Genomic DNA, 1,158 nt, shown 5'->3' on the forward strand with positions numbered 1-1,158 from the left:
ACGTACGCGCCCTCCGACCCGAAGCCCCATCGCGCGACCGCGACGGCGTAGTTGCTCGCCGAAGGCAGCAGCATCGTCGCGAGGGCGTCGTGGAGCGACATGCTCGATCCGTCCGGCATCCGGGCGATCGTGACCCCGCGGACGTAGAACTGGTCGTACAGGTCGGTGTCGGCCTCGGTGAAGGCGAGAGTGGGGCCGGGATCGTTCGCCCCGTCGAGCGGATGCCGGTCCAGCACGACGAGCGCGGTGACGAGCTTCGCGATGCTCGCGATCGGCCGCGGATCGTCGCCGCCCGAGGCGACCCGCGCGCCGTCGGCTTCCGCCCCGAGGTAGTCCTCGCCGCCGGTGACGCTGACGCGCATCGCCCCCGACGCCGGCATGCCGATCGCCGCGGGTTCGCCAGCGGCGACGGCGGGCGGTTGAGTCGTGACGGTCGGCGGAGCCAGCGGTGCCGCCGAGGCCCACCACACGTATCCGCCGCCCGCGCCGAGGACCACCAGCACGCTCACCAGGAAGACGATGAGGACGATCCGCCCCGCCCGGCCCGATCCGGATGCCGCGGGCGCCTCGTCCAGCAATCCCGCGAACGCGCTCAGCTCATCGGTATGCTCCTGCGTTTCCCCCATGCGTTTCCCCCCTGCGCACTCCCACGAACCTAACCCGTCGCGATGTCGCGTCGCGCGCTCTTCCTCACCCCGAGCGGTTTTTCAAGCCCCCCGACGGGGTCGGAAGCGGTGTCTACCGTGGAGGGCATCGGGAGATACCCGGAATACCACGACGGGAGGAGCCGACATGGGACTCGACGACAAGATCAAGAACGCCGCGGAAGACCTGACCGGTAAGGCGAAGGAAGCCACCGGCAAGGCCACAGACAACGAGCGTCTCGAGGCCGAAGGTCAGGCCGACCAGACCAAGGCCAACGTCAAGAAGGCCGGCGAGAACGTCAAGGACGCCTTCAAGTAAGTCGCCCTCCCCGAATGCCCCGACCCGTCGCGGTCGGGGCATTCGTCGTTTCCGGACGGTGACGCGCAGGCCCGGCGCTCGCCGCGCCCCCGGGGGTGCTGGGCACGGCGATCATCCCCGGGATAATGGCGGCATGACCGCTGCCGTTCCCACCGAGACCCCCACGTTGGTCTCGGGCACCCCCGTCGTCCTCCG

At 70.2% G+C, this 1,158-nt stretch carries 1 protein-coding gene and 1 pseudogene; one reads left to right on the top strand and one right to left on the bottom strand.

The window, feature by feature from the left end; genetic code table 11:
- Positions 1-626, bottom strand: a pseudogene (locus LQV45_RS34330) (D-alanyl-D-alanine carboxypeptidase); the annotation flags it as partial.
- A 166-nt stretch (positions 627-792) separates the two neighbouring features.
- Between LQV45_RS34330 and LQV45_RS34335 the strand changes: the two are divergent.
- Positions 793-963 (top strand): CsbD family protein, encoded by a 171-nt coding sequence (locus tag LQV45_RS34335; protein ID WP_138173579.1) that lies wholly within the window; start codon positions 793-795, stop codon positions 961-963.
- The last annotated feature ends 195 nt before the right edge of the window (positions 964-1,158 follow it).

The organism is Microbacterium sp. Bi128 (assembly GCF_918698205.1).

Coding starts and splice junctions, on each gene's coding strand:
- LQV45_RS34335 (WP_138173579.1), top strand. CDS start 793: ATGGGACTCGACGACAAGATCAAGAACGCCGCGGAAGACCTGACCGGT.